Below are 25,391 nucleotides of genomic sequence, written 5' to 3' on the forward strand. Positions count from 1 at the left end.
CCGCTCCCATCCGGAGAGGGGTTGGGGTGAGGGTACGGCGGCGAAGCCTTGGCCAAGGCTCAGCCACGCGAGGCTGAGCCCGTACCCTCATCCGCCCCTGCGGGGCACCTTCTCCCGCAGGAGGAGGATCAAGTCACGCGCTATTGCCGAACAGCCAATAAAAAAGCGGGCCGAAGCCCGCTTTTTCGTGACGCATCAACCAGCGGCGATTACTCGGCCGACGGCGGAACGCCCTCGCCTTCTTCCACTGCCTTGATCGACAGACGGATACGGCCCTGCTTGTCCACTTCCAGCACCTTGACGCGGACCAGATCACCTTCCTTCAGCTTGTCGCCGACCTTTTCCACGCGCTCGCTGGAGATCTGCGAGACGTGCACCAAGCCGTCCTTGCCCGGCAGGATGGTGACGAACGCACCGAAGTCCATGATCTTGGCGACCTTGCCTTCGTAGATGCGGCCCGGCTCCACGTCCGAGGTGATCTGCTCGATGCGCGACTTCGCAGCTTGCGCGGCAATCGCATTGACCGAGGCGATGATGATCGTGCCGTCGTCCTGGATGTCGATCTGCGTACCGGTTTCCTTGGTGATGGCCTGGATGGTCGAGCCACCCTTGCCGATCACTTCGCGGATCTTGTCCGGGTGGATCTTGATGGTCAGCAAGCGCGGCGCGTAGTCGCTCAGTTCCTGACGCGGAGTGGTCAGCGCATGCGCCATCTCGCCGAGGATGTGCAGACGGCCGGCCTTGGCCTGCTGCAACGCCTGCTTCATGATTTCTTCGGTGATGCCTTCGATCTTGATGTCCATCTGCAACGCGGACACGCCTTCGGAAGTGCCGGCCACCTTGAAGTCCATGTCGCCGAGGTGATCTTCGTCACCCAGGATGTCCGACAGCACGACGAAGTCGTTGCCTTCCTTGACCAGACCCATCGCGATACCGGCGACCGGCGCCTTGATCGGCACACCGGCGTCCATCAGCGCCAGCGAGCTGCCGCAGACCGATGCCATCGAGGACGAACCATTGGACTCGGTGATTTCCGAGACCACGCGGATGGTGTACGGGAATTCTTCCAGGCTCGGCATCACTGCCAGCACGCCGCGCTTGGCCAGACGGCCGTGGCCGATCTCGCGACGCTTCGGCGCACCGAAACGACCGCACTCGCCCACCGAGTACGGAGGGAAGTTGTAATGGAACAGGAAGTTCTCTTTGTACTCACCCGAGACGGCGTCGATGACCTGACCGTCGCGTGCGGTGCCGAGCGTGGTGATCACGATCGCCTGAGTCTCGCCGCGGGTGAACAGCGCCGAGCCATGGGTACGCGGCAACACGCCGGCCTTGGCGCTGATCGGACGCACGGTATCCAGTGCACGGCCGTCGATGCGCACCTTGGTGCTCAGCACCGAGCCGCGCATGGTCTGGTATTCCAGCTCGCCGAATTCCTTGGACAGGTCACCGGCAGCCCAGCCTTCAATCGTGGCGCGCGGTGCCAGCGCACCCAGCACGTCCTTCTTGATCGCCGAAATTGCGTCGCGGCGCTGCAGCTTGTCACGCACCTGGAAGGCCGACGCGAGCTGTTCGCCCACCGCCTCCTTCAGCGCGGCGATCATGCCGTCATTCTTGGCCGGAGCCACCCAGTCGGACGGCTTGGTGCCGGCTTCGACGGTCAGCTCGTTGATGATGTTGATGACCTTCTGCATCTCGCGATGGCCGAACGTCACCGCGCCCAGCATCACTTCTTCCGACAGCAGCTCGGCTTCGGACTCGACCATCAGCACCGCATTGGCGGTACCGGCCACGACCAGCTCCAGCTGCGAATCCTTCAGCTCGGTCACGGTCGGGTTGAGGATGTATTCGCCATTCTTGTAACCGACCTTCGCCGCAGCGATCGGGCCGTTGAACGGGGTGCCGGCCAGCGACAGCGCGGCCGATGCGCCGATCAGCGCGGCGATATCGCCGTCGATGTCCGGGTTCATCGACATCACGGTGGCGATGATCTGCACTTCGTTCTTGTAGTCCTCCGGGAACAGCGGACGGATCGGGCGATCGATCAGGCGCGAGATCAACGTTTCCTTCTCGGTCGCACGTCCTTCGCGCTTGAAGAAGCCGCCCGGGATGCGGCCGCCGGCGTAGAACTTCTCCTGATAATCAACCGTCAGAGGAAAGAAGTCCTGCCCTTCGCGCGCGCTCTTGGCGGCGACGGCGGTGACCAGCAGTACGGTGTCGTCGAACTTGACGATGACGGCGCCGCCTGCCTGGCGAGCGATTTCGCCCGTCTCCAGGGTGACGGTGTGCTTGCCGTACTGGAAGGTTTTGGTGATTTTTGCCACGGAGGTTTTTTCCCTTAGGTGTTGCTGTCTTCGTTGGACCGTCGTCGACCCATGCCGAGAACGGGCGGCCGGGAGGCTCCGGCCCATGAACTACATGCTGCAGATAACGTGATGCGAATGACCAAAACAAAGCCGCGGCGCATCGCTGCGCCGCGGCGGTATGACTCGATTAGCGGCGCAGGCCGAGCTTCTCGATCAAGGACTTGTAACGCTCGTTGTCCTTCTTCTTCAGGTAGTCGAGCAGGCTGCGGCGACGGTTGACCATCTGCAGCAGGCCACGACGGCTGTGGTGATCCTTCTTGTGGGTCTTGAAGTGACCGGTCAGCAGCTCGATGCGCGCGGTCAGCAGGGCAACCTGCACTTCCGGCGAACCGGTGTCCTGGGCGCTGCGCTTGTTGTCTTCAATAACTTTCTGGGTGTCGACGGACATGATGTTTACTCGATAGATGCGTGGTCGGCAGGAACGTGCATGACGCACCGCCGGACTCGCCGTTTGCTAGGGATGAGCGCGCTTGGCGCTGGAGGTGCCCCGATCGGGGCCGCAAAATTGTAACGTCGTGCGGGCCCGGGAACAAGTTGACTAAACCTTAACAAGCCACTGCTTCGTTCAGTCCATTGAACAATCGCTGCGGCGACAAACGCCCCTCCGCGTCCACCAGGCCTAGCCCTGAGGGGATTCCGTCGGGTCCGAACACGGCCACCTGACCGGTCGGAAATGTGGGATCACGCAGGCGCTGGCCCATACGAAAACGCGCCGCATGCGCCGCATCGAGCACGATCCGCGCAAAATCGGCCAGTCCGGCCTCGATCGGCAGCAACAGCTCTTGCGCGTCGCTGCCCGCTTCCAGGGCTGCCGACAGCGCTTCCAGCGTGATCATCTGCGGCGCACGAAACGGCTCCACCCAGAGCCGGCGCAGCGAGGCGATATGCGCACCGCAGCCAAGCACCTCGCCCAGATCGCGCGCCAGGCTGCGGATATAGGTGCCCGAGCCGCAGGTCACACGCAACTGCAGCCGCGGCGCGGCGTAACCGAGCACATCGATCGCATGCACATCGACCTCGCGCACCGGCGCCTCGATCACCTCGCCACGGCGAGCCTTGGCGTACAGCGGCTCGCCACCCTGCTTGAGCGCGGAATAGATCGGCGCCTGTTGGCGGATGCGCCCGATGAAGGGCGTCAGCGCCGCACGCAGCGCGTCTTCGCCCAGTGCCGGCACCGCACGCTCGCGCAACACCTGGCCATCGGCATCGTCGGTATCGGTGGTGACACCCAGCACGATCTCGGCGTCGTAGGCCTTGGCCGAACCGAGCAGCAGGCCGGCAATCTTGGTGGCCTCGCCCAGACACAGCGGCAGCAAGCCGGTGGCCAGCGGATCCAGGCTGCCGGTGTGGCCACCCTTTTCGGCACGCAACAAGCGGCGCGCGGACTGCAAGGCCGTGTTGGAGCTGACTCCAGCCGGCTTGTCGAGCAACAGGATGCCGTGCAACGGGCGATAGACGATACGGGGTTTCAACAGATCGGTGCTCGAATCGGGCACTGTGCGTGCCCGTTGAAATCAGGGCCGCTGATCGACAGGCGGCCGGCCGGCAGCGCTCAGCGCTGCTCGGTGTCCTCGTCGCTGGACGCGGCCTCGGGACCGACATCGTCCAGGTCACGCAGCAGGTTGTCGATACGCTCGCCGCGGTCGACCGAATCGTCGTAATGGAAATGCAGCTCGGGCACGTGGCGCAGCTTCATCGCGCGCGCCAGCTGCGTGCGCAACTGACCGGCGATTTCCTTGAGCCCCTTGACCGCTTCGGCCGAACGCTCCTGCTGCAGCGCGGTGACGAACACCTTGGCATGTGCCAGGTCGCGGCTGATTTCGACGTCGGAAACGCTGACCGACGGCAGGCCGTGGTCGCGCACGGCCGCGTGCACGATCGTGCCGAGGTCGCGACGCACCTGCGCCGAAACGCGGTCGGTGCGATGGAATGATTTGGTTGGCATGGTCATGGACCTAGTTGATTCGGAGGGCCAGTTGGCACCGAAGCCAAAAACGGACGCGGGCGGCCATGCCGCCCTCGCCTTGCAGAACTTGCGTTGCAACTCCGCCTGGCGGAGTCCGGGGCCCGCAGGCCCCGGCAGCCGTTACAGCGTACGGGCGACTTCGATACGCTCGAAGCACTCGATCTGATCGCCGGCCTTGACGTCGTTGTAGGCCTTCACGCCGATACCGCACTCGGTACCGTTGCGCACTTCCTCGACGTTTTCCTTGAAGCGACGCAGCGATTCCAGCTCGCCCTCGAACACCACGACGCTGTCGCGGAGCACGCGGATCGGCTTGCTGCGCTTCACCACGCCTTCGATGATCATGCAGCCTGCAACCGCGCCGAACTTGGAGCTGCGGAACACGTCGCGGACCTGCGCGATACCGATGATCTCTTCGCGGATTTCCACACCGAGCAGACCGGAGGCCACCTGCTTCACCTGGTCGATCACGTCATAGATGATCGAGAAGTAACGCAGATCGATGCCGTTGGACTCGACGATCTTGCGGGCCGAGGCATCGGCACGCACGTTGAAGCCGATCACCGTGGCCTTGGAGGCCGCTGCCGAATTCGCATCGGATTCGGTGATGCCGCCCACGCCGGAGTGGATCACGTTGATGCGGATGTCGTCGTTGGACAACGCCACCAGCGACTGCTTGAGCGCTTCCACCGAGCCCTGCACGTCGGCCTTGATGACCAGGTTCAGCACCTGCTGGCCTTCACCCTTGCCCATCTGGGCCAGGATGTCTTCCATGCGGTTGCTGGCCGAGGCCACCAGGCGCGACTCGCGACGCTTGGTTTCGCGCTGCTGCGCCACGTCCTTGGCCAGACGCTCGTCGTCGACGACCACGAAGTCGTCGCCGGCTTCCGGCACGCCGGACAGGCCGAGCACCTGCACCGGAATCGACGGACCGGCCGAGGCCGGCTGGTGGCCGGTCTCGTCGAACAGCGCACGCACGCGGCCGTACTGGATGCCGCACACCAGGTAATCGCCACGCTTCAGCGCGCCTTGCTGCACCAGCACCGTGGCCACCGGGCCGCGGCCCTTGTCCAGCGAGGATTCGATCACGGTACCGCTGGCGCGGCCTTCGGCCACTGCCTTGAGTTCCAGCACTTCGGCCTGCAGCGAAATCGCGTCCAGCAGCGTGTCCACACCGGTACCGACCTTGGCCGACACTTCGATGAACTGGGTATCGCCGCCGAACTCTTCGGCCACCACGTTCTCGGCCAGCAATTCGTTCTTGACCCGCAGCGGATCGGCACCGGCCTTGTCGATCTTGTTTACCGCCACGATCAGCGGAACGCCTGCCGCCTTGGCATGCGCCACCGCTTCCTTGGTCTGCGGCATCACGCCGTCATCGGCTGCAACCACCAGCACCACGATGTCGGTGATCTTGGCGCCACGGGCACGCATCGAGGTAAACGCGGCATGGCCGGGCGTATCCAGGAAGCTGATGACGCCACGGCCGGTTTCGACGTGGTACGCACCGATGTGCTGGGTGATGCCACCGGCTTCGCCGGAGGCGATCTTGGTGCGACGGATGTAATCCAGCAGCGAGGTCTTGCCGTGATCGACGTGACCCATGATGGTCACCACCGGCGGACGCGGCGTGGCATCGCCCTGCGCATCCTCGGCATGCGCCAGCAGCGCATCCTCGAAGTCGGCATTGTCGGCACGCACGGCCTTGTGGCCGAGTTCTTCGGTCACCAGCGCGGCGGTGTCATGGTCGATGCTCTGGGTGATGGTCGCCATGACGCCCATCTTGAACAACGCCTTGACCACGTCGCCGCCCTTGAGCGCGAGCTTCTGCGCCAAGTCGGCCACGGTAATGGTCTCGCCGATCGCCACTTCGCGCACCACCGGTGCGGTCGGACGCTCGAACCCGTGCGGACCGCTATTGCCCTGGTTGCCGCCACGACCGTTGTCGTTGCCACGACGCGAGGACGACGAACCCGGACGACCGGTCGGCTTGCCGCGCACGTTGGAACGGCGCGCACGATCGGCCGCGGACAGGTGCAACTGCCCGGCAAAACGCTTGGTCGCATCGTCGTCTTCGACACCGGCCACCATGACGTGCGAACCGCGCGTCTTGTGCTTGGCCGCATTGGAGCGGTCGTCCGGACGCGCCGGCGTGGCCGGACGCGATGCCGGCGATGCGCCAGCCGGACGGGCCGGACGCGGCGCAGACGGCGACGACGGTGCACGTGCGGCAGGCGCTGCAGGCGGTGCGGGTGCGGCAGCCACCGGCGCCGGCGCACTGGCAGCCGCAGCGGCTTCCTCGGCAGCCTTGCGCTCGGCTTCGGCACGGTCGCGCGCAGCCTGTTCTTCTTCGCGCTTGCGCTGGATCGCTTCGTCGCGCACGCGGTCGCTTTCGGCCAGCGCCTGCTGTTCGTCGAGATTGCGCTGACGCGAGGCGGCGAGCTTGGCCAGGATGTCGGCGCGCTCTTCGTCCGGCGTCATCGGCGCAGGACGGCCACCGCCTTCGTTTTCGGACTTCACGTAGGTGCGCTTCTGCCGCACTTCCACGTTGACCGTGGTCTTGGTGCGGCCGGCGCTGACCGTGACTTCTTGCAGCTTGCGCCGGTTGAGGGTGATCTTCTTGGCTGCTTCGCTCGCCGCTTCGGCAGGCGTCTCGGCCTTGCCATGCGTGCGACGCAGGAAGCCAAGCAGTTTCATCTTCTCGGTGCTGGTCACGACCTGGTCGGGACCGCTGAACTTCATTCCGGCCTCGGCCAGTTGAACCAGCAGTTTATCGACCGGCGTATTGACCAGTTCGGCAAGCTTGCGGATGGTGGTTTGCTGCGACATTCGGATCCTATGATCTGGTTGGCGCCCCCTCGCCCAGAGCAAGGGAAACGCTGATTCTAAGCCCTGATGGGGTCAGGGCGCGGTTCATTGCCGGCTCATTCGCCGCGCTCCAAACGGGCGATCTCCTCGGCGCGGGCCGCCAGGATCAGCGCCGCGGCGCGCTCCTGGGTCAGACCCTCGATGCCGAAGTCGACGATCTCGTCCGCTGCCAGGTCGGACAAGTCCTCGCTGGTGCGCACGCCGTGCTCGGCCAGAGCAAAGGCCGTTTCCTCGTCCATCCCCTCCAGCGCCAGCAGGTCCTCGGTGGGCTGAGTTCCTTCCAGGCCTTCCTCTTCTGCCAGCGCGGCGTTGAGCAACGCATCGCGGGCACGGGCGCGCAACTCTTCGACGATGTCTTCGTCGAAGCCTTCCACCGCCAGCAACTCGCCGACCGGCACGTAGGCGATTTCTTCGACCGTATTGAAACCTTCGGTCACCAGGATCGCTGCGATTTCTTCGTCCACTTCCAGGCGATCCATGAACAACTGGCGCGCGGAGGTCTGCTCGGCTTCGGACTTGGCGGCCACCTGGTCGGCGGTCATCACGTTGAGCTGCCAACCGGTCAGGCGGCTGGCCAGACGCACGTTCTGGCCGCCCTTGCCGATCGCCTGAGCCAGGCGGTCTTCCGCCACGGCCAGATCCATCGAGTGCTTGTCTTCATCGACGATGATCGACTGCACTTCGGCCGGCGCCATCGCATTGATGACGAAGTTGGCCGGGTTCTCGTTCCACAGCACGATGTCCACGCGCTCGCCATTGAGCTCGTTGGACACCGCCTGCACGCGCGAACCACGCATACCGATGCACGCGCCGATCGGATCGGTGCGGGTGTCGTGCGCGATCACCGCGATCTTGGCGCGGTCGCCCGGATCGCGTGCGCAGGCCTTGATCTCGACCAGGCCCTGGCCCACTTCCGGCACTTCGAGCTTGAACAGCTCGATCATGAACTCCGGCGCGGCGCGGCTGATGAACAGCTGCGGGCCACGTGGCTCCGAACGCACTTCGGCCAGATAGCCGCGCACGCGGTCGCCCGGGCGCAGCACGTCGCGCGGAATGCCCTTGTCCTTGGGAATGAAGGCTTCGGCATTGCCGCCCAGATCGACAAAGATGTTGCCGCGCTCGGCGCGCTTGACCACACCGGTGATCAACTCGCCAACGCGGTCCTTCCAGGCATCGACCACCTGCTGACGCTCGGCCTCGCGCACACGCTGCACGATCACCTGCTTGGCAGCCTGCGCCGCGATACGGCCGAAGTCCGGGTTTTCAATCTGTTCTTCGATGTAGTCGCCCACATCCACGCCGTCGGCTTCGTCGACGGCATCCATCAGACGCACCTGGCGATCCGGGGATTCCATCACAACATCGTCGGCAACCACTTCCCAACGACGATAGGTTTCGTAGTTACCGTCCTTGTGGTCGATGGTCACGCGCGTCAGCACGTCCTGGTCGGGATAGCGCTTCTTCGCTGCGGAAGCCAACGCGGCCTCGATCGCATCGAAGATCACTTCGCGCGGCACGCCCTTTTCGTTGGCCACCGCATCCACTACCAGCAAAAGTTCCTTGCTCATTTCGTCACTCCGCGCGCGGCTTGCCAGCCGCCGACTCGTTGGATGGTTTCTTCTTGTCGTGCCCGGGTTTTTTCGGGCCGGGCTTGTTCGGTTTTTGCGGGGCCAGGCCCAGGGCGACCCAATCCGGCAGGATGCGCGCCTTGTCGATGTTGTCGAAGCCGATCTGCACATCCTTGCCGTCGACGGCGAACACCACTGCATCCGCCTCGGAATCGATCCGCACGATCTGGCCCTGGAAGCGGCGCCGGCCATCCTGCGCCAGCTTCAGCACGATCTTGGCGGACTCGCCAACGTGACGGCCGAACTGCTCCAGCGTGAACAACGGACGGTCCACACCCGGCGAGGACACCTCAAGCGTGTAGTTGCCGGTGATGGGGTCTTCGACGTCGAGCTGGGCCGAGACTTCGCGGCTCACGCGCTCGCAGTCGTCGACGTTGATGACACGCTCGGGCTGTTCGGCCAGCGGCACATCGATGTACAGGCGCAATGTGGCGCCACCTGGAGCGGGAAGATATTCCACACCCAGCAGTTCCAAGCCCAAGGACTCAACCGTTGGACTCAGCAGATTCGCGATTTCGGTCGCTTTTTCGCTCACAGACTGCCCTGATCAGATGATTGCCAGTAGAACCCCGGCAACCGGCAGCAAACTTTCCGGTTCCGGAAAAAACAAGGGGCCCGATGGGCCCCTTGCGTGAAAAAAGCCCGACCTCTCAGGGTCGGCGCAAAGACGGGAACATGCGTCTTTGCGATCCAAGAAACTGAAGTACTGCCCTAAGGCATTGCATTAAAGCGGTACTTCAAAACTTGGTAGCGGGGGCAGGATTTGAACCTGCGACCTTCGGGTTATGAGCCCGACGAGCTGCCAGACTGCTCCACCCCGCAGCAGAAGCGGAATTATGAAGAACTTGAGCGGCAATTGCAAGCCCTAGTTTTTCATCGATTGAAAACCCTGGGGGTCTTCAACGTCGCGGCAAATGATAACCGCATTGCAACAAAAACGAAACAGCAATCACGACTTTATTTCAGTCCTCCCTCGAAGACGCGCGTAGCACAGGCGCCGCGAGGTCATGCAAGGACGCGTGACTCAGGCAAGGCCTGCAAATGCACGCTGGCACCACACCATGATCGGGCTCCAGGCCAGGCCCAGCGCAAGCAACGCAAGCGCGTTGACGCCAAGCACGGTCCCCAGCACACGATCGTTGCTGGCCGGCAGCGGCTCGCCCACCGGCTCATCGAAGTACATGACCTTGATGACACGCAGATAGTAGAACGCGCCGATCACCGCGCAGAGCACGCCGACCAGGGCCAGCCACAGCATGTCGCCCTTGACCGCGGCGCCGAGTACCGCCAGCTTGGTCCAGAAACCCAGGAACGGCGGGATACCCGCAAGCGAGGCCATGATGCACAGCACCAGGCCGGCCATCCACGGATTGCGCGCATTGAGCCCCTTGAAGTCGTCGATGTTCTCGGCTTCGAAGCCGTTGCGCGACAACGCGATGATCGCGCCGAACGCGGCAGTCGACATGATGGTGTAGCTCACCGCGTAGAACATTGCCGCCGCATAGCCTTCCTCGCCACCGCCGGCAACGCCCATCAACAGAAAGCCGATGTGCGAGACGGTCGAGTACGCCAGCATGCGCTTGAGGTTGCTCTGCGCAATTGCCATCAGGTTGCCGATCACCAGCGACACTGCAGACAGGCCGCCAATCAACAGATGCCACTGTGGCGACAGCGGACCCATGCCGACCTCGAGTAGGCGATACGCCATACCGAAGGCAGCGAGCTTGGGCGCAGAGCTGATGAACAAGGCGATCGGCGCCGGCGCGCCCTGGTACACGTCAGGCAACCACATGTGGAACGGCGCGGCACCCAGCTTGAAGGCCACGCCCGCGATCATGAAGATGGTGCCGGTCAGCAGCAGCGTGCGCTCGTTGGAGCCTTCGATCGCGTCATGGATGCCGCCCAGGCTCAGCGTACCGGTGGCGCCGTAGACCAGCGACATGCCATACAGCAGCAGGCCCGAAGCCAGTGAACCGAGCACGAAGTACTTCATCGCCGCTTCGGTGGCCAGGCCGTTGTCGCGATTGGAGGCGACCAATGCGTACGAGCACAGCGCGAGCAGTTCCAGGCCCAGGTACACCATCAGCAGGCTGCCGGCCGAGGTCAGCAGCATCATGCCGGCGGTGGCGAACAACACCAGCACCGGGATCTCGCCCTGGTAGAGATTGCGTTCGCGCAGGTAGGTCCAGCCGTAGACCAGGCTAAGGCCGCTGACCAGCACGATCACCGTCTTCATCACGTCGGCCGCGGTGTCGCGCACGAACATACCGTGGAAGATCTCGCCCTGCCCGCCCGTACCGGTCGCCAATAACGCGAACACCACCGCAAGCACGGCGACGGAGAACAGGTGGGTCCAGACCTTGTTCCGCTGGCTCACGAACAGGTCGAGCATCAGCAGTGCAAAGGCGCCGCCGATCAGCACCAGCTCCGGAACAAGCGGAGCCAGGTCAGCGGTGGTCAACGGCGCGAGCGTTGGCGTGGTCATCATCAAATCCTGGAAATCAAAACGTACGGCAAGCTGTTACAGCTTGGACGCGGCAATCTGGGTAGCCAGCTTGGCGATCGATGGTTCCATCAGATCGGTCAGCGGCTTCGGATACAGGCCCAGGGCCAGCACGCCAACGGCGAACACCCCCAGCACGAACGCCTCACGGCCATTGATGTCCTTCAGCTCGGCCACATGGGCATTGGCCACTTCGCCGAAGAACACGCGCTTGTACAGCCACAGCGTATAAGCAGCGGTAATCACCAGCGTGGTGGCGGCAGCGAAGGCAACCAGCGGGTGTTTCTGGAAGCTGGCCAGAATCACCATGAACTCGCCGACGAAACCACTGGTGCCCGGCAGGCCGGCATTGGCCATGAAAAACAGCATGGAGAACGTCGCAAACCACGGCATCACGTTGACCACGCCGCCGTAATCGGCGATGCGGCGGGTATGCATGCGGTCGTACAGCACGCCGATGCAGGAGAACATCGCACCGGACACGAAGCCGTGCGAAATCATCTGCACCATTGCACCCTGCAGGCCCAGACGGGCGGCATCGGTGCTGCCGTACTCACGCACCAGGGTGAAGGCGATGAAGGTGCCGAGGGTGACAAAGCCCATGTGCGCGATGGACGAATACGCCACCAGCTTCTTCATGTCGTCCTGCACCAGGGCCACCAGACCGACGTAGATCACCGCGATCAGCGACAGCGTGATCACCAGCCAGGCGAACTCGTGGCTTGCATCCGGCACGATCGGCAGGTTGAAGCGCAGGAAGCCGTAGCCACCGATCTTCAACGCGATCGCAGCCAGGATCACCGAACCGGCGGTCGGCGCTTCGACGTGCGCGTCCGGCAGCCAGGTGTGCACCGGGAACATCGGCACCTTGACCGCAAACGCGATCAGGAAGGCGAAGAAGATCCAGGTCTGTTCCTTGGCGGTCAGCTGCAGCGCGTAGAGATCGGCCAGCTGGAAGCTGCCGCCCTTCAGGTACAGGTAGACCAGGCCCACCAGCATCAGCACCGAGCCGAGGAAGGTGTACAGGAAGAACTTCATCGCCGCGTAGATGCGCCGCGGACCGCCCCAGACGCCGATGATCAGGAACATCGGGATCAGCATGGCTTCGAAGAAGACATAGAACAGCATCGCGTCGGTCGCGGCAAAGATGCCGACCGTGACGCCTTCCAGAATCAGGAAGGCGGCGACGTACTGATTGACGCGCTTGTCGATCGAGCGCCAGGCGCCGATCAGCGCCAGCACCGTCACCAGCGTGGTCAGCACGATCAACGCGACCGCGATGCCGTCCACGCCCAGGTTGTAGCCGATGTTGTAGGCCGGGATCCAGGCATGCAGTTCGATGAACTGCATGGCGTCATTGGCGGTGTCGTAGCCCAGCAGCGGCAGACTCAGCACAAAGGTCGCCACCGCCACCGCCAACGATGCCCAGCGGGCAGTCTCGGCGTTGCGCAACGCAAGGATCAAGGCGCCACCGATAATCGGCAGCCAGATCAAGATAGACAGTAAAGGCCAGTTCGACACGTTTTCTTATTCCGTACAGGTCAACGCCAGAAATGCATCAGTACCGCCAACAAGGCGATCAAACCGATGATCATTGCGAAGGCGTAGTGATAGAGGAAACCGGATTGCGTGCGACGCAGCAGATTTGCAGCCAGGTCGATCAGTCGGGCAGAACCATTGACGACGACACCGTCGACCACATGGGTATCGATGGCACGTGACGCCTTGCCAAGGACCACGCCGCCACCGGCGAAGCCATTGATCCAGAGCTTGTCGAAGCCGTACTTGTTTTCCAGCAGCCACACCACCGGCGCGAACGCCTTGCGCGACTTGGTGGCCAGTTCCGGCTTCCACAGATAGAACAGCGCAGCCAGCAGCAGGCCGGCGACCGTCAGGAAGAACGGTGCCGCCATCATGCCATGCACCGCGAAGGCAACCGGGCCATGGAACTCTTCGGCCAGTGCGCCGACGGTGTCACGCGCTGGATCGTAGAAATCGACGATGCCGGTGAAGAACGACACTGCCTGCCCCTTGAGCGCATGCGCGGCGTGATGGCCCTGCCAGTCGGTGCCGAACAGCATCGGGCCGATGGTGAAGAAACCGATCGCCACCGACGGGATCGCGAGCAGGATCAACGGCAGCGTCACCACCCACTTGGATTCGTGCGGCTCGTGGGCGCCATGGTGGCCATGACCGTGGTCGTCGTGGGTGTGCGTATCGTGTGCATGTGCGTCGTGCGCATGGACCTGCGCCTCGGCATCGGTGTGCGCACTGTCGTGGTGTGCATGCGCATCGTGCGCATGGGCATCGCGGAAGCGTTCCTTGCCGTGGAAGGTCAGGAACAACAGGCGGAAGCTGTAGAAGCTGGTCACCAGCACGCCGCCGAGCACTGCCCAATAGCCATAGGTCGCGATCCAGCTATGCGACTCATGGGCATGGTGTGCGGCTGCCTCGATGATGGTGTCCTTGGAGTAGAAGCCGGAGAAGAACGGCGTGCCGACCAGCGCCAAGGTACCGATAACGCTGGTCCAGTAGGTCACCTTCATGTACTTGCGCAGGCCGCCCATCTTGCGCATGTCCTGTTCGTGGTGCATGCCGATGATGACCGAACCGGCCGCCAGGAACAGCAGCGCCTTGAAGAAGGCATGCGTCATCAGGTGGAACACGGCGGCCGAATACGCCGACACGCCCAGCGCCACGGTCATGTAGCCCAGCTGCGACAGCGTGGAATACGCAACCACGCGCTTGATGTCGTTCTGCACGATGCCGATCAGGCCGGTGAAGAAGGCCGTGGTCGCACCGATGAACAGGATGAAGTTCAACGCGGTTTCCGACAGCTCGAACAGCGGCGACATGCGCGCGACCATGAAGATACCGGCGGTCACCATCGTGGCGGCATGGATCAGTGCTGAAATCGGGGTCGGGCCTTCCATCGAGTCCGGCAGCCACACGTGCAGCGGCACCTGCGCCGACTTGCCCATCGCGCCGATGAACAGGCAGATGCAGATCAGCGTCATCACGCTCCATTCGTGCCCCGCGAACAGCTGCACCTTGGCACCGGCCATGGTGGTCGCGTTAGCGAACACGGTGGAGTAATCCAGCGAGCCGAACCACAGCAGCACACCGGCGATGCCGAGAATGAAGCCGAAATCGCCGACGCGATTGACCAGGAACGCCTTCATGTTGGCGAACACGGCGGTCGGGCGCTTGAACCAGAAACCGATCAACAGGTAGGACACCAGACCCACCGCTTCCCAGCCGAAGAACAGCTGCAGGAAGTTGTTGCTCATCACCAGCGTGAGCATGGAGAAGGTGAACAACGAGATGTAGCTGAAGAAACGCTGGTAGCCCGGGTCTTCTTCCATGTAGCCGATGGTGTAGATGTGCACCAGCAGCGACACGAAGGTCACCACCACCATCATCATCGCGGTCAGGCGATCGACCATGAAGCCGACATGCGCCGAGTAGTTACCGACATCGAAGAAGGTGTACAGGTTCTGGTTGAACGGGCTGGCGCCCTGCCCCACCAATTGATACAGCGTCAGGCACGACAGCACGCAGCTGACCGCCACGCCCAGGATGGTGACGTATTGCGCGCCCTTGCGCCCTACCTGGCGACCGAACAGGCCGGCGATGATGCTGCCGACCAGCGGTGCAAGCACCACCGCGATCAACAGACTCTTGGAGAGAGTGATTTCCATCTACAGGTCAGCCCTTCAACGTATCGACTTCGGCCACATTGATCGTGCGGCGCGTGCGGAACAGAGTCACCAGGATCGCAAGGCCGATCGCAGCCTCTGCGGCGGCAACGGTCAGGATGAAGAACACGAACAGCTGACCGGCGGGGTCGCCAAGCTCGCGCGAGAACGCAATGAAGTTGACGTTGACCGACAGCAGCATCAGCTCGATCGACATCAGCAGCACGATGACGTTCTTGCGGTTGAGGAAGATGCCGGCCAGGGAGATGCAGAACAGCACCGCGCCCAGTCCCAGCAGGTGGCCCAAGGTAATCAAGACTTCGCCTCCTGTCCGTCGGCCGCATCCAGCTTCGGCGCGACCTGTACCGGCTTTTCAACCGCCATTTTGACCATGCGCAGACGATCGCCCGCCTTCACCCGCGACTGCTCGCCCGCATTCTGGTGCTTGATGCCGGTGCGCTTGCGCAGGGTCAGCATCACCGCGGCCACCACGGCCACGGTCAGGATCACCGCGGCGAACTCGAACGGCAGCAGGAACTGGGTGTAGAGGGTCTTGGCCAGCCAGGTCAGGTTCGACACGTCGGCGGCCTGCGCAGCGGCGTTATCGGCCGGGAACGGTGCGGCACTGCGCGCCTTGACCCCGATCAGGGTGACCATCTGCGCCAGCATGGCAACCGCCACGATGACACCGACCGGCATGTACTTGACCCACCCTTCGCGCAGGCGGCTGGTGTCGATGTCCAGCATCATCACCACGAACAGGAACAGCACCATCACCGCGCCGACGTAGACCAGCACCAGCGTCACGCCGAGGAACTCGGCGCCGACCAGCAACCAGATGCATGCCATCGAGAAGAAGGTGAGGATCAGGCACAACACGGCGTACACAGGGTTGCGCACGCTGATCACCGCACCGGCGGACACGACCGCGACGGCGGAGAAGGCGTAAAAAGCAATAGTGACCCAGTCCATCATGACCTCAACGGAAGGCGGCATCGGCAGCGCGACGCTCGGCGATCTCGGTTTCGAACCGGTCTCCGATCGCCAGCAGCTGCGGCTTGTTGACAATATTCTCGCCACGCTTCTCGAAGTGGTACTCGAGGATGTGCGTCTCGACGATCGAGTCCACCGGGCAGCTTTCTTCGCAGAAGCCGCAGAAGATGCACTTGAACAGATCGATGTCGTAGCGCGTGGTGCGGCGTGAGCCGTCTTCGCGTTTGGCCGAGTCGATGGTGATCGCCAGCGCCGGGCACACCGCTTCGCACAGCTTGCAGGCGATGCAGCGCTCTTCGCCGTTGGGATAGCGACGCAATGCGTGCAGGCCACGGAAACGCGGCGACTGCGGGAACTTCTCCATCGGATACAGCACGGTGTACTTGGGCTTGAACGTGTATTTCAACGTCAGCCACAGGCCGCCTAGCAGTTCGAGCAGGAGCAGGCTCTTGAAGTAATGGGTGATCTTGTTCATCAGTTACACGCCCTTCTGGATCACGCCGTAAAACACCATCAACGCCGTCACTGCGATCCAAACGATCGTGAGCGGAATGAACACCTTCCAGCCCAGACGCATGATCTGGTCATAGCGGTAGCGCGGGAAGCTGGCACGGAACCAGATGTAGGCGCTGGCGAAGAAGAACACCTTCATCAGCAGCCACGGCCAACCGCCCTTCCACAACCAGTCGATCCACGGCGAGATATCCGCATTGACCCAACCCTGGATCGGGCTCAACCAGCCGCCCAGGAAGAAGATCGAGATCAGGAAGCTGACCAGGATCATGTTGGCGTATTCGGCCAGGAAGAACAGCGCGAACGCACCGCCCGAGTACTCCACCATGTGGCCGGCGACGATTTCCGATTCGCCTTCCACCACGTCGAACGGCGCGCGGTTGGTTTCGGCGACGCCGGACACCCAGTACACGATGAACAACGGGAACAGCGGAATCAGGAACCAGTCGAAGAAGCCCGAGCTGCCCGCCTGCGCGAATACGATCTGGCTCAGGTTGACGCTGCCGGAAGCAATCATCACGCCGACCAACGCAAAGCCCATCGCGATCTCGTAGCTGACCACCTGCGCGGCCGAGCGCATCGCACCCAGGAACGCGTACTTGGAGTTGGACGCCCAGCCGGCCAGGATGATGCCGTACACGCCCAGCGAGGTCATCGCCAGCAGATACAGCAAACCGACGTTGGCGTTGGACAGCACCAGCTGCGCGTCGAAGGGCACCACCGACCAGGCCGCGAAGGCCGGTGCCAGGGTCAGCAACGGCGCGATGATGAACATCGCCTTGTGCGAGCTGCTCGGTTGCACGATCTCCTTGAACAGGAGTTTGAACACGTCGGCGAAGGCCTGGAAGATGCCCATGCCCACGTACATCGGCCCGTGACGCACGTGCATCCAGCCGATCAGCTTGCGCTCCCAGACCACGTAGAAGGCCACCGACACGATCACCGGCACGGTGATCAGCAGGATCTTCAGCACGGTCCACAGCACCACGCCGCCATCGCCCAGACCGACAAACCACTGGTGCAGGGGATCGACCAGGTTCAACAGCAATTCGTTCATGCAGCCACCACCGTTACACGACCGGCACCGAGCGGCGCGGTTGCGCCATGGCCGGATTCGATCCACACCGTGCCCGGTGCGACGCGCTTGTCCAGCACTACCGGCAACGTCGCCTTACCGGCGTCGGTACCGACCTTGACCATCTGACCAGCGCCGACCTGCAACTGCGCAGCCTGCTCCGGATGCATCGCCACACACGGCGCGATGTTGAGCGGATGCGACTGCAGCGCGGCGGCGCGACGCACCACCGCATCGGTGCGATAGATCGCAGCGGTGGCGGCAACTTCCAGCCCGTCGCTGGCCGCAGCCGGCTGCGCCGAGGCGACAGGGCTGACGGAACGGTTCTGCATGCCGGCACGCAGGCCGACCAGATCGATGAATTCGAAACCGGCCAGACCCAGCTCGCCACCAAGTGCACGCAGTACGCGCCAACCTTCGCGGGCTTCGACCGGCAGGCGACCGGCGGCACGTGCGGTCTGCACGCGGCCATCCAGATTGGTCAGCGATGCGTCGATTTCCGGCAGCGCACCGATCGGCAGGATCACATCGGCCACGTCGCGCGTCGAGGCGCAGGCAAACTGGCTGAACGCGACCACCTTGGCACCCGCCAAGGCGCTGCGTGCAGCGGCGGCATCGGCGAAATCCAGACCCGGCTCGATGCCATACAGCACGTAGGCCTGGCGCGGCTGCGCCAGCATGCCGGCGACATCGCGTGCGGTCGGCAACACACCCTGCGACACCAGACCGACCGCGTTCGCACCCTGCGGGATGCGGCACAGCGAGGCGCGGGTTGCAGCGGCAAAGTCGCGTGCAGCGGCACGCAATGCGGCAGCCTGCGGGTGGTTTTCAGCCAGTGCGCCGACCACGATCACGGCGCGCGTGGCGCCCTTAACCGCATCGCGCAACGCCGCATTGTCCAGGGCACCGGCCAGCTGCGACGGCGCAACGACCGTGCGGCTCGCCTGGGTGAAGGCAAAATCGAAATCGACCGGGTTGACCGAATGGATCTGCGTTCCGTTCTGGATGCTGGCCTTGCGCAGGCGGGCATGCAGCAACGGCAGCTCGTGACGTACGTTGGTGCCGAACAGCACCACTACATCGGCGCGCTCGATCTCGGCCAGCGGCGTGGCGAACGCTTCGGCCACCGCGGCATCGGAGAAATCGCGATTGAGCAGGCGGTGATCCAGATTGCCGCTGTTCAGGCCTTCGGCCAGACGTGCGAGCAAGGCGCCCTCTTCGTTGGAGGTGGACGGATGCACCAGCACACCGAGCTGATCGCCGGCGTTGTCCCGCAGGATCTGTGTCGCGGCGGCCAGACCTTCGGCCCAGCTCACCTCGGTCCATTGCCCGTTGACCTTCTTCAGCGGCTTGACCGCACGGTCTTCCGCATACAGGCCCTGATGCGAATAACGATCGCGGTCGGACAGCCAGCACTCGTTGACCGCCTCGTTCTCGCGCGGCACGGTGCGTAGCACTTCGCCGCGACGCACGTGCAGGAACAGATTCGAGCCCATCGCATCGTGGTAGCCGAGCGACTCGCGCGCCATCAGCTCCCACGGACGCGCACGGAACTGGAACACCTTGTTGGTCAGCGCGCCCACCGGGCAGACGTCGATGACGTTGCCGGAGATTTCGGTGGTCAGCGGCTTGCCGTCGTAGGTGCCGATCTGCAGGTTCTCGCCGCGATACATGCCACCCAGCTCGTAGGTGCCGGCAATGTCTGCGGTGAAACGCACGCAGCGGGTGCACTGGATGCAGCGGGTCATTTCGGTGGCAACCAGCGGGCCGATGTCCTCGTCCGGCACCACGCGCTTGCGTTCGTTGAAGCGGCTGACCGAACGGCCATAACCGAGCGACACGTCCTGCAGTTCGCACTCGCCGCCCTGATCGCAGATCGGGCAGTCCAGCGGATGGTTGATCAGCAGGAATTCCATCACGCTGCGCTGGTACTTCAGCGCCTTTTCGCTACGCGTGGTGACCTTCATGCCGTCCATCACCGGCGTGGCGCAGGCGGGCGACGGCTTCGGGGATTTCTCGACGTCCACCAGGCACATGCGGCAGTTGGCCGCGATCGGCAGCTTCTCGTGGTAGCAGAAGCGCGGGATCGGGATGCCGGCCTTGTCGGCCGCCTGGATGATCATCGAACCCTTCGGCACCACCAGGGACTGGCCGTCGATCTCGACGGTGACATGGTCCGGTGGCACGTTGGGGTTCACTGGTTGGGCGCTCATGCGGCCACTCCGACGTGCGTGTCGACGATCGAACGACCGTTGACGATGTAGTACTCGAACTCGTCCCAGAACTGGCGCAGGAAGCCTTGGATCGGCCACGCCGCCGCCTCGCCGAAGGCACAGATGGTGTGTCCTTCGATCTGGCCGGCAACGGTGCGCAGCTGATGCAGGTCTTCCATCGTCGCCTTGCCGGCAACGATGCGCTCCAGCACGCGGTGCATCCAGCCGGTGCCCTCGCGGCACGGGGTGCACTGGCCGCAGGATTCCTTGTGGAAGAACTGCGAGATGCGGCAGGCGAAGCGCACGCAGCACACGCTGTCATCCAGCACCACGATCGCACCCGACCCCAGGCCGGTGCCGAGCGCACGCAAGGTGTCGTAGTCCATCTGCAGCCCGGCAACCTGGTCGGCCTTCAGCACCGGCATCGACACGCCGCCAGGCACCACGCCCTTGAGCTTGCGGCCCGGACGCAGGCCACCGGCCATTTCCAGCAGTTCGTCGAAGGTGGTGCCGAGCGGCACTTCGAAATTGCCGCCCTTCTGCACGCAGCCGGACACCGAGAAGATCTTGGGGCCGCCGTTCTTGGTCTTGCTCAGCCCCAGGAACCATTCCGGACCGTTGCGAATGATCGCCGGCACCGACGCATAGGTCTCGGTGTTGTTGATGGTGGTCGGCTTGCCGTACAGGCCGAAGTTGGCCGGGAACGGCGGCTTGTAGCGCGGCTGGCCCTTCTTGCCTTCCAGCGATTCCATCAGCGCGGTTTCTTCGCCGCAGATGTAGGCGCCGGCACCCAGCGCACCGTAGATATCGATATCCACGCCGCTGCCGAGGATGTTCTTGCCCAGCCAGCCGTTGGCATAGGCATCAGCCAGCGCAAGCTCGAAGTTCTCGAACGGCTCGTGGTGGAACTCGCCACGCAGGTAGTTGTAGCCCACGGTCGAGCCGGTGGCGTAGCAGGCGATCGCCATGCCCTCCACCACCGAGTGCGGGTTGTAACGCAGGATGTCGCGGTCCTTGCAGGTGCCCGGCTCGGATTCGTCCGAGTTGCACAGGATGTACTTCTGCATCGTGCCCTTGGGCATGAACGACCACTTCAGGCCGGTCGGAAAGCCCGCGCCGCCACGGCCGCGCAGGTTGGACGCCTTGACCATCTCGATGACGTCGGCCGGCGCGATCTTCTCTTCGAGGATCTTGCGCAGCGCGGCGTAGCCACCGGTTTTCAGATAGCTCTCGTACGACCACGGGGTGTCGTAGTGCAGCGTTGTGTAGACGACCTGATGCGGCAACGGCGCCGGACCGACCGGGCCTGAGGGTGCGTGATGATGTGCCATGTCTTACTCCAGCCCGTCCAGCAGCGCGTCGACCTTCTCTTTCGTCAGGTGCTCGTGGTAATGGCCGTTGATGACCATCATCGGCGCTGCAGAGCAGGCCGCCAGGCACTCTTCTTCGCGCTTGAGGTAGACGCGGCCATCGGCCGTCGACTGCCCCAGCTTGCAACCCAGTTTCTTCTCCGCGTGCGCCAGCAGATCTTCGGCGCCGTTGAGCCAGCAGCTGATGTTGGTGCAGAACGCCACGTTATGGCGGCCGACCTTCTCGGTCTCGAACATCGAGTAGAAGCTGGCGACCTCGTAGGCCCACACCGGCGGCAGGTCCAGATACTTGGCCACGCCGACAATCAGCTCGTCGGTCAGCCAGCCCTGGTTCTGCTCCTGCGCAGCGTGCAGGCCCTGCAGCACGGCCGAACGCTTGCGATCGGGCGGGAACTTGCTCAACCAGTGATCGATGTGCGCGCGCGTCTTGTCGCTCAGCACCACCTGCGGATCGACGTCGCGCGCCGCTTCGAAATTACCCGTCGCCTTCATCGGTCAACCTCACCGAAAACCAAATCGTAAGTACCGATCATCGCCACGACGTCGGCCAGCAGATAGCCACGCACCACCGCGTCCATCGACGACAGATGCGCAAAGCCCGGCGCGCGCAGATGCACGCGGAACGGCTTGTTGGCGCCATCGGACATCAGGTAGCAGCCGAACTCGCCCTTGGGCGCTTCGACCGCGCAATAGGTTTCGCCGGCCGGCACGCAGTAGCCTTCACTGAACAGCTTGAAGTGATGGATCAGCGCTTCCATGTCGTCCTTCATGCCTTCGCGGCTTGGCGGAGCGACCTTGAAATTGGTGACCATGACCGGGCCGGGGTTGGCCTTCAGCCACTTCACACACTGCTTGATGATGCGGTTGGACTCGCGCATCTCGGCCACGCGCACCAGATAGCGGTCGTAGCAATCGCCATTGGTGCCGACCGGCACGTCGAACTCCACCGCGTCGTACTTGGCGTACGGCTGCTTCTTGCGCAGGTCCCATTCGATGCCCGAGCCACGCAGCATCGGGCCGGTCATGCCCCAGGCACGCGCCAGATCCGGGCTGATGATGCCGACGTCGACGGTACGCTGCTTCCAGATACGGTTGTCGGTCAGCAGCGTCTCGTACTCGTCCACACGCGACGGGAACGTATTGGTGAAATCCTCGAGGAAGTCCAGCATCGAGCCTTCGCGCGCTGCATTGAGCTTCTTCAGTGCACCGCCCTTGTGCCAGCGGGACTCCTTGTACTTGGGCATGCGATCGGGCAGATCGCGATACACGCCGCCGGGACGGTAGTAGGCAGCGTGCATGCGCGCACCACTGACCGCCTCGTAGACGTCCATCAATTCTTCGCGCTCGCGGAACGCGTACAGCATCACCGCCATCGCGCCCAGGTCGAGCGCGTTGGAACCGACCCACATCAGGTGGTTCTTGATGCGGGTGATCTCATCGAACATGGTGCGGATGTAGTGCGCACGCTCGGGCACTTCGATGCCCATCAGGGACTCGATCGCGCGCACGTAGGCGTGCTCGTTGCACATCATCGACACGTAATCCAGGCGGTCCATGTACGGAACCGACTGGTTGAACGGCTTGGATTCGGCCAGCTTCTCGGTGCCACGGTGCAGCAGGCCGATATGCGGATCGGCACGCACCACGGTCTCGCCGTCCATTTCCAGGATCAGGCGCAGCACGCCGTGCGCCGCAGGATGCTGCGGGCCGAAGTTCATCGTGTAATTGCGGATTTCCTGCTTGCTTTCGACAGGATTGCTCGCGAAGGCATCGGTTGCCTGGCGGAACTCACTCACTTGGCGGTCTCCGACTTGCCCACTTCACCAGCGGCAGTCTCATAACGGGCATCGTCGCGGATCACGCGCGGCACACCGACGCGCGGCTCGACCGAGGTCACCGGCTCGTACACGACACGCTTGCGCTCATCGTCGTAACGCACTTCGACGTTGCCGATCAGCGGGAAATCCTTGCGGAACGGATGGCCGACAAATCCGTAGTCGGTCAGGATGCGGCGCAGGTCCGGATGGCCATCGAAGACGATGCCGAACAGGTCGAAGGCTTCGCGTTCGAACCAGTTCACGCCGGGCCAGATATCGGTCAACGAGGCCACCACCGGCACCTGTTCGTCCGGTGCGTAGCAACGCACGCGCAGACGCTGGTTGTGCTGGTAGGAGATCAGCTGCGCGACCACCGCAAAGCGCTGCTTGGGCATGTGCTGCGGATGGGCGCCGTCGGAACTTTCCTGGCTGGGAAATTCGCCCCAGGCGAAACGACCGACGGCCTTGCCCTCGACGCCGCGACTGAAGCCCTGCGACGACACGTCGGCGGTATCCCACTCGTCGCTGCCGTAGCCCAGGTAATCGACGCCGCACAGGTCGCTGAGCTGTTCGAAACCGAGCTCGTCGCGCAGGGCCAGACAGGTGGCGTGCCAATCGGCTGCAGCGACTTCCAGCGTCACTTCGCCGCGCGGCAATGCCACGGCGATCTGCGCACCGGCGAAACGTGCCGCAAGTCGGTCAGTGAAGGAAGATGCTTGCTCTGCCATGGGGGCTTGGCTGCTCTCAGTAGAAGAAGACGGGTGTCAGCGCGCGATGGTCTGGGTACGCCAGATCTTCTTCTGCAGCTGCAGGATGCCGTATACCAGCGCCTCGGCGGTCGGCGGGCAACCGGGGACGTAGATGTCCACCGGCACGATGCGATCGCAACCGCGCACCACCGAATACGAATAGTGATAGTAGCCGCCGCCATTGGCGCAGCTACCCATCGAGATGACCCACTTCGGGTCCGGCATCTGGTCGTAGACCTTGCGCAGCGCCGGGGCCATCTTGTTGACCAGCGTGCCGGCCACGATCATCACGTCGGACTGGCGCGGCGACGGGCGGAACACCACGCCGTAGCGGTCCAGATCCAGACGCGCGGCGCCGGCATGCATCATCTCGACCGCGCAGCAGGCCAGGCCGAAGGTCATCGGCCACATCGAGCCGGTACGCGCCCAGTTCAGCAGCGCATCGACGCTGGTGGTCACGTAGCCCTTCTCGAGCAGCGGGTTTTCGCCTTCCGGGCGCAGGATGTCTTCCACCCGGCCTTCCGGCATCGGGTTGGTCATCAGACGATCCAGGGTCTGAATCACTCCCATTCCAGCGCTCCCTTCTTCCACACGTAGATAAAGCCGAGGAACAACATGCCGACGAACAGGCCCATGGTGACCAGCGAACGTGCGCCGATCTCCATGAACACCTGCGTCCACGGCACGATGAAGATGATTTCCAGATCGAACACGATGAACTGGATCGCGATCAGGTAGTAGCGCACGTCGAACTTCATGCGCGCGTCTTCGAAGGCTTCGAAGCCACACTCGTAAGGCGAGAGCTTGCGCGGGTCCGGACTACGCGGACCGAGGAATCGACCGACCAGCATCAGCACGATGCCGATACCGGTGGCGACGATCAGAAACAGCAGACTCGGCAAATATTCGGCCAGCACAGCGATTCTCTCTTGCCTCTGCCCGCACGCGCCGCGTGCCGGCATGGGGTATAGGCAGACCCCGCGCGCGACCAGCGATGCGCAGGAACTGCAGCCAAACAATGGTGCCCAAGAGGGGACTCGAACCCCTACGACCTAAGTCGCTACCACCTCAAGGTAGTGCGTCTACCAATTCCGCCACCTGGGCATACGTTGCGCCGCTGGGCATCCCAGTGCGCAGCGTATTGTAACCGGCTTCAGCGTTTTTGTGCTGGTTCTGAAGCGTTTTCTTCGCGTGCCGCGGGCGCCTGCTGCACCGGTGCGGATTGCGCCGGCGTTGCAGCCGGAGTTGCGGCAGGCACTGGCTGCGAGGGAGCGGTCGGGACTGCGCCGGCGGCCGGCGCCTGCGGCAACGGCTGAGTCAGCTCGCCCGCGGCGGCGGGCGCCGGGTTGGCCGACTGCGACATCACGCCCAGGTTCTGGTCGGTCGGACGTGCGCCGTGGGTGGCGTACCACGCCATGAACAGGCTGATGCTGAAGAACACCACCGCCAGCCACTTGGTCGACTTGGACAGGAAGTTCGACGCACCCTGCGAGCCGAACACGGTGCCCGACGCGCCGGCGCCGAAGCCGGAACCGGCTGCCGCACCCGCACCACGCTGCATCAGGATCAGCGCAATCATCGCCAGCGCGACCAGCACGTAGACCACATTGAGGATCAACATCAGCATTTCGA

At 63.5% G+C, this 25,391-nt stretch carries 22 protein-coding genes and 2 tRNA genes; all 24 read right to left on the bottom strand.

The window, feature by feature from the left end; all coding sequences use genetic code 11:
* Positions 1-209: 209 nt before the first annotated feature.
* Positions 210-2,324 carry a polyribonucleotide nucleotidyltransferase gene (gene pnp / locus ABQY74_RS12765; RefSeq protein ID WP_046343325.1) on the bottom strand — a complete coding sequence of 705 codons (2,115 nt, stop codon included), beginning with the start codon at positions 2,322-2,324 and terminating at the stop codon, positions 210-212.
* A gap of 169 nt (positions 2,325-2,493) precedes the next feature.
* Complete coding sequence (gene rpsO, locus ABQY74_RS12770) at positions 2,494-2,754, bottom strand: 30S ribosomal protein S15 (protein WP_003485583.1); 261 nt, start codon at positions 2,752-2,754, stop codon at positions 2,494-2,496.
* A 157-nt stretch (positions 2,755-2,911) separates the two neighbouring features.
* On the bottom strand, positions 2,912-3,838 hold the full coding sequence (truB, locus tag ABQY74_RS12775; RefSeq protein ID WP_184352367.1) for a tRNA pseudouridine(55) synthase TruB: 927 nt from the start codon (positions 3,836-3,838) through the stop codon (positions 2,912-2,914).
* A gap of 80 nt (positions 3,839-3,918) precedes the next feature.
* Complete coding sequence (gene rbfA / locus ABQY74_RS12780) at positions 3,919-4,311, bottom strand: 30S ribosome-binding factor RbfA (RefSeq protein WP_053045225.1); 393 nt, start codon at positions 4,309-4,311, stop codon at positions 3,919-3,921.
* A gap of 141 nt (positions 4,312-4,452) precedes the next feature.
* Positions 4,453-7,161, bottom strand: coding sequence for a translation initiation factor IF-2 (gene infB, locus ABQY74_RS12785; RefSeq protein ID WP_039522179.1), 2,709 nt, complete (start codon positions 7,159-7,161; stop codon positions 4,453-4,455).
* 95 nt (positions 7,162-7,256) lie between these two features.
* Entirely contained in the window at positions 7,257-8,768 is a 1,512-nt protein-coding gene (nusA, locus tag ABQY74_RS12790) for a transcription termination factor NusA (protein ID WP_016903006.1), read from the bottom strand.
* A 4-nt stretch (positions 8,769-8,772) separates the two neighbouring features.
* Complete coding sequence (gene rimP / locus ABQY74_RS12795) at positions 8,773-9,363, bottom strand: ribosome maturation factor RimP (protein WP_024937971.1); 591 nt, start codon at positions 9,361-9,363, stop codon at positions 8,773-8,775.
* 210 nt (positions 9,364-9,573) lie between these two features.
* Positions 9,574-9,650: transfer RNA gene (locus tag ABQY74_RS12800), tRNA-Met, on the bottom strand.
* 202 nt (positions 9,651-9,852) lie between these two features.
* Positions 9,853-11,313 carry an NADH-quinone oxidoreductase subunit NuoN gene (gene nuoN, locus ABQY74_RS12805; protein WP_349791698.1) on the bottom strand — a complete coding sequence of 487 codons (1,461 nt, stop codon included), beginning with the start codon at positions 11,311-11,313 and terminating at the stop codon, positions 9,853-9,855.
* Between the two features lie 36 nt (positions 11,314-11,349).
* Entirely contained in the window at positions 11,350-12,852 is a 1,503-nt protein-coding gene (locus ABQY74_RS12810) for an NADH-quinone oxidoreductase subunit M (protein ID WP_039522180.1), read from the bottom strand.
* 20 nt (positions 12,853-12,872) lie between these two features.
* Positions 12,873-15,032 (bottom strand): NADH-quinone oxidoreductase subunit L, encoded by a 2,160-nt coding sequence (nuoL, locus tag ABQY74_RS12815; RefSeq protein ID WP_349791700.1) that lies wholly within the window; start codon positions 15,030-15,032, stop codon positions 12,873-12,875.
* A 7-nt stretch (positions 15,033-15,039) separates the two neighbouring features.
* On the bottom strand, positions 15,040-15,345 hold the full coding sequence (gene nuoK / locus ABQY74_RS12820; protein ID WP_006450557.1) for an NADH-quinone oxidoreductase subunit NuoK: 306 nt from the start codon (positions 15,343-15,345) through the stop codon (positions 15,040-15,042).
* Positions 15,342-16,004, bottom strand: a complete 663-nt coding sequence (locus tag ABQY74_RS12825) for an NADH-quinone oxidoreductase subunit J (RefSeq protein ID WP_172837831.1) — start codon at positions 16,002-16,004, stop codon at positions 15,342-15,344. The genes nuoK and ABQY74_RS12825 overlap by 4 nt, the downstream gene beginning before the upstream one ends.
* A 4-nt stretch (positions 16,005-16,008) precedes the next feature.
* Entirely contained in the window at positions 16,009-16,497 is a 489-nt protein-coding gene (gene nuoI, locus ABQY74_RS12830; RefSeq protein WP_002810206.1) for an NADH-quinone oxidoreductase subunit NuoI, read from the bottom strand.
* Positions 16,498-16,500: 3 nt separating this feature from the next.
* Entirely contained in the window at positions 16,501-17,592 is a 1,092-nt protein-coding gene (gene nuoH, locus ABQY74_RS12835) for an NADH-quinone oxidoreductase subunit NuoH (protein WP_039522183.1), read from the bottom strand.
* Positions 17,589-19,823, bottom strand: coding sequence for an NADH-quinone oxidoreductase subunit NuoG (gene nuoG, locus ABQY74_RS12840; protein WP_104573549.1), 2,235 nt, complete (start codon positions 19,821-19,823; stop codon positions 17,589-17,591). Before nuoG ends, nuoH begins: the two co-directional genes overlap by 4 nt.
* Positions 19,820-21,154: an NADH-quinone oxidoreductase subunit NuoF gene (gene nuoF / locus ABQY74_RS12845; RefSeq protein ID WP_024937978.1), complete on the bottom strand. Its 1,335-nt coding sequence runs from the start codon at positions 21,152-21,154 to the stop codon at positions 19,820-19,822. The genes nuoG and nuoF overlap by 4 nt, the downstream gene beginning before the upstream one ends.
* Positions 21,155-21,157: 3 nt before the next feature.
* Positions 21,158-21,685 (bottom strand): NADH-quinone oxidoreductase subunit NuoE, encoded by a 528-nt coding sequence (gene nuoE / locus ABQY74_RS12850; RefSeq protein WP_016902996.1) that lies wholly within the window; start codon positions 21,683-21,685, stop codon positions 21,158-21,160.
* Positions 21,682-22,989 (bottom strand): NADH-quinone oxidoreductase subunit D, encoded by a 1,308-nt coding sequence (locus ABQY74_RS12855; protein ID WP_016902995.1) that lies wholly within the window; start codon positions 22,987-22,989, stop codon positions 21,682-21,684. The genes nuoE and ABQY74_RS12855 overlap by 4 nt, the downstream gene beginning before the upstream one ends.
* Entirely contained in the window at positions 22,986-23,738 is a 753-nt protein-coding gene (locus tag ABQY74_RS12860) for an NADH-quinone oxidoreductase subunit C (RefSeq protein WP_024937980.1), read from the bottom strand. Before ABQY74_RS12860 ends, ABQY74_RS12855 begins: the two co-directional genes overlap by 4 nt.
* Before the next feature lie 36 nt (positions 23,739-23,774).
* Complete coding sequence (locus ABQY74_RS12865) at positions 23,775-24,329, bottom strand: NADH-quinone oxidoreductase subunit B family protein (protein ID WP_016944318.1); 555 nt, start codon at positions 24,327-24,329, stop codon at positions 23,775-23,777.
* Positions 24,320-24,676 (bottom strand): NADH-quinone oxidoreductase subunit A, encoded by a 357-nt coding sequence (locus tag ABQY74_RS12870; RefSeq protein ID WP_003485539.1) that lies wholly within the window; start codon positions 24,674-24,676, stop codon positions 24,320-24,322. Before ABQY74_RS12870 ends, ABQY74_RS12865 begins: the two co-directional genes overlap by 10 nt.
* Positions 24,677-24,778: 102 nt before the next feature.
* Positions 24,779-24,863 (bottom strand) — tRNA-Leu (locus ABQY74_RS12875).
* 49 nt (positions 24,864-24,912) lie between these two features.
* Entirely contained in the window at positions 24,913-25,386 is a 474-nt protein-coding gene (gene secG / locus ABQY74_RS12880; RefSeq protein ID WP_104573550.1) for a preprotein translocase subunit SecG, read from the bottom strand.
* Positions 25,387-25,391 lie beyond the last annotated feature (5 nt).

Origin of the sequence: Xanthomonas sp. WHRI 7064 (assembly GCF_040202355.2) — a bacterium.
GTDB lineage: Bacteria > Pseudomonadota > Gammaproteobacteria > Xanthomonadales > Xanthomonadaceae > Xanthomonas > Xanthomonas arboricola.